The sequence below is a fragment of the Sphingomonas bacterium genome, from assembly GCF_903644055.1.
Lineage (GTDB): Bacteria > Pseudomonadota > Alphaproteobacteria > Sphingomonadales > Sphingomonadaceae > Sphingomonas_I.
The window spans coordinates 1-4,131 of sequence record NZ_CAHJXD010000053.1 but is presented as its reverse complement, the minus strand read 5'-3'; the positions used below and the strand labels follow the sequence as shown (position 1 = coordinate 4,131).

Here is a 4,131-nt window from a genome sequence, read left to right as displayed (position 1 = left end):
CGCGGCGATGACCCGGCTTGGCCTGGAGAATGCCGATCCGCAGGTGGCCGTATCCGATCATCTCGCGCCCGGGCATGATGGCGCGCCGGACGTGCGCGTCCGTCTCTATCGGCCCGAAGGGCTTCCCGCCCATGCGCCGATCGTCATGCACATCCACGGCGGCGGTTTCCTGTTCGGCAGCGCCGAACTCGGCGATCCGCGCAACCGCGCTTGGGCAAAGGCGCTCGACGCCGCTTTGGTATCGATCGATTACCGCCTCGCCCCGGAGCATCCTTATCCCGCCGCGCTCGACGATTGCTACGCGGTGCTGGAGTGGCTCCATGCCGAGGGCCCGGCGCTCGGGCTGGACAGCAATCGGATCGCGGTGCGCGGCGAAAGCGCCGGGGGCGGATTGGCGGCGGCGCTCTGCCTGCTCGCGCGGGATCGCGGCGGGCCGAAGATCGCCTATCAGCTACTGATCTATCCGATGCTGGACGATCGCACCGGCACGACCGGCGAGCGCAATCCCTTTTCCGGGCAATTCGTCTGGGATGCCGCGTCGAATGCCTATGGCTGGTCGAGCTGGCTGGGCCGGCCCGCGGGATCGGACGAAATTCCCTATCTCGCCGCGCCCGCCCGCGCGACCGATCTGGCCGGACTGCCGCCGACGATGATCGCCACCGCCGCGCTCGATATCTTCATCGACGAAAATCTCGATTATGCGATCCGGCTGATCCGCGCGGGCGTGCCGACCGAGGTTCACGTCGCGCCCGGCGCGTTCCATGGCTTCGAGGCGATGGTTCCGAACGCGCAGGTTTCCCGCACCTTCACCGAACGCTGCCTCGACGGGCTCCGCCGCGCCTTCGCCGCATGATCCGCGGCGCGGCGGCTACATCCGCGCGGCGGCGAGTTCGCGCAATTCCTTGTCCTTGACCTTGCCGGATGCGGTCAGCGGATAATCGTCGATCGCGAAGAACAGCACGCGCTTGGGCACCTTGTAGGCGGCCAGCTTCTCGCGCAGCGCGAGGCGGACCTGCTCCTCGTCGACGACCGCGCCTTCTTCCTTGACCGCGCACAGCACGACCATCTCGCCCAGCCTTTTATCGGGCATGCCGATCACGCGGCACAGCTTGAGCGAGCCCAGCGCCGTGGCCACCGCCTCGACCTCGCCCGACGCGACATTGGCGCCGCCCGTCTTGACCATATTCTTGATGCGGCCAGTCCAGTGGAGGAAGCCGTCGGGATCGATGAAGCCCGTATCGCCGGTGTGGAAGAAGCCTTCGGGATCATAGCTGTCCTCGCGCCGCATGCCCACATAATGCGGCATCATCGTCGGCCCGCGCACCAATATCTCGCCTTCGCCACCCGGATCGAGGATCCGGCCGTCATCCACATCGATGATCCGGAGCTCGATCCCCGGCAGCGGCTTGCCCGCGCTCTGGAGCTGGAGCGCGGTCGGCGTCGTCGAAAGATGGCTGACCACCGAAGTGCAGCTCTCGCTCATCCCGTAGGCGACGATATGATCCCAGTTCGGATCGGGGCTGGCATTGGGATGGCCCGCGAACTCGTTGTTGCCCTTGATGCGGGTCATCGAGGAGAGATCGGCGGTGGGCCAGTCTTGGTGATCGGCCAGGGCGGCGGTATGCGTCGGGAAACCATACCATTCGTCGATGCGCTCGCGGGCGATCAGCTTGAGTGCCGCTCCAGGCTCGAAGATTTCGTCGGCGATATAGGCTCCGCCGACGGCGAGCGTCGAGCCCAGCACCGATACGATGCCGGCGGACCAGAACAGCGGGAAGGGGGAAGCGATCCGTGTATCGCGGTGGCGCGCGTAGATTTCCGCCTGCCATCTGAACTGCTTGATCACCGTCGAATGAAGATGGATCACGCCCTTGGGCACGCTCGTCGTGCCCGAGGTGTAGATGATCACCGCCTCGTCATTGCCGCCGACCCGCGCCGCGCGCGCATCCAGCAGCGCATCGGCGATCGCGTCGCCGGCGGCCAGGAAGCGATCCCAGGGCTCGACGATATCGCCGGAACCGCCCGCCAGCGCGGCGATCCGCTGAAGGAACGGGAAGCGCTCGTTGGGCAGCGCCGGGACGAGCGCGGCGATCTCGTCTTCCAGCGACCGTCTTGCGATGCCGCGCTGCGTCAGCAGCACGCCGATGTCCGAGAGGTGCAGCAATTGATCGAGTTCGTCGCGGGTCGAGAAGGTGGACAGGGTGACGGCGGTGCCGCCCGCCAGCGCCACGCCGAACAGGGCGGCGACGAATTCGGGGCGATTGCCGAGCAGGATGCCGACCCGCCCGCCCTTGCCGACCCCCGCCGCGACGAGCGCCTTGGCGACGCGCCGCGACTGCCGACGCAATTCGTCGTAGCTCCAGCCGACGCGGACCCCGCCGAGCAGCGCATCGTCGATCGCGACGGCTTCGCGCGGTCCGAACCGCGCCGCGATCTCATCGAGGAAGCCGCCGAGCGTGGTCGGCAGCGAGGGATCGATCGGGGGCAGATCGATAGGGGTCTGGTCACTCATCGGGGTGCGGCTCCGCTAATCGCTCGACAACAGCTATGAACACCTGGCCGAGCGGTCTTGATAGCCCGCGACAAAGCGTGGACCAGCGCCGACAAAGCGTGCCGGCGATAACAGGATGCACGCGTTGCAACGACGGATAAAGGACGCCACGGAGGCACCTGTCGGCCGTCGCGCGGCATGCGCGAGGCTCATCGTGGAGACTGGCATGGAACTCATTCCCCTCTGTACGGCGCGCTTCGATGTCGATCCGCCGATCCAGTTCGGCAGGACGCCGACTGGCCAGCGATCGCAAAGCGATATTCGCGGCGCCACGTTCGAAGGGGATCGCCTGCGCGCGACGCTGGCCGGCACCGCATCCGATTGGCTGATCCTGGCGGGGGACATCGGCACGATCGACGTGCGCATGGCGCTTCGTACCGACGACGGCGCGCTGATCGGGCTGCGCTACACGGGCAAGCTCGATGTCTCCGACCCCGCCGATCGCGCCTCGCGCGTCGCCGCCACCTTCGAGACGGGCGACGAGCGCTATCTCTGGCTGTCCCGCATCCAGGCTGTCGGCAAATCGCGGCTGGAGCGCAACGGTCAGGAGTGGAGCGTCCACTATGATTTCTACGAACTGCGCTGACCGCTGATCGCGGCGATCGTCAGCCGGGTGTTTCCAGCACCGTAGCACTGTCGGCGCCGAGCGATCGCGCCGCGCCGGGCGGTACGCGAAGCGGATAGAGCGGACGGTCGTCGCTTGCGGCCAGCGTCTGCCACGCGCGCACATCGCTTGCTTCGTGGAGCCGCGCCGCATGCGCCGCCACCTGCGATAGAGCGAGCGAGATCAGATGCCCGCCGCCGTTGCGCCAGCTCGCCCATCCCGCCACCGCCGCCGTGATGCCGGTCAGCGGATCGGCGATCGCGTCGCCGGCGAACAGTGGCGCGCCCCAGGCGCGCGCCATCGCCGCCGACACGCCAGCGGCGACGCCCGCATCGTCGCCATAGCCGATCCAGTCGCCGGCCTCGCCCGCCCGGCCATGCGCGGTGATCGCTATCCAGGTGGCGCCGCGCCGCGCCGCATCGGCGGCGTCGATCCCCATCTGTAGCAGCGCGCGGGGGCGGGCGCTTTCGATCACGATATCCGCGGTATCGATCAGCCGGCCGAGCCGCCGCCGGTCCTCTGGCACGGTGAGATCAAGCGCGACGCTGGCCTTGCCCGCGTTGAGCAGATCGTAAAATGTTTTGTCGCCGAGGCGCGCGCCATCGGGCCGCCTGCGGCTTTCGACCTTGACGACGCGCGCGCCCACCGCCGCAAGCAGCGCGCCGGCGAGCGGCCCCGCCCACAGCGAAGACATATCCACCACCAGCGGAACGGCGTGCCGCGATGGGGCGCTGCCCAGCCGCGCCATGGTGAAGGCGGGGCCGGCCGCCGGCGTCTCGTCCGCCGCCGCCGCGAGACCGAGCAACCGGGCTTGGGCCAGCAGGGCATTCCGTTCGCGCGTCGCAGCCAGGCGCAGGATCGCCTCCCAATCCCCGGCAGGTTCGCCGAGCAGAGCGGGGATCAGTTCCCAATCCTCGTCGCGCGGCAGGTTGAGTGCCATCCACCCGTCCCGCGTCCGAAACAGGCGGCAGCCCCC

General features: G+C 68.5%; 4 protein-coding genes. 2 read left to right on the top strand and 2 right to left on the bottom strand.

Annotated features, from left to right (window positions below; translation table 11 throughout):
• A partial coding sequence (locus tag HUU94_RS02230) for an alpha/beta hydrolase (protein WP_217429542.1) occupies positions 1–853 on the top strand: 853 nt, incomplete at its 5' end.
• 15 nt (positions 854–868) lie between these two features.
• Here the strand turns inward: HUU94_RS02230 and HUU94_RS02225 are convergent.
• Complete coding sequence (locus HUU94_RS02225) at positions 869–2,512, bottom strand: class I adenylate-forming enzyme family protein (protein WP_174273494.1); 1,644 nt, start codon at positions 2,510–2,512, stop codon at positions 869–871.
• A gap of 205 nt (positions 2,513–2,717) precedes the next feature.
• Here HUU94_RS02225 and HUU94_RS02220 point away from each other — a divergent pair, with 205 nt between their 5' ends.
• Entirely contained in the window at positions 2,718–3,137 is a 420-nt protein-coding gene (locus tag HUU94_RS02220; protein WP_174273493.1) for a DUF3237 domain-containing protein, read from the top strand.
• 19 nt (positions 3,138–3,156) lie between these two features.
• Here the strand turns inward: HUU94_RS02220 and HUU94_RS02215 are convergent.
• A partial coding sequence (locus HUU94_RS02215) for a CoA transferase (RefSeq protein ID WP_217429541.1) occupies positions 3,157–4,131 on the bottom strand: 975 nt, incomplete at its 5' end.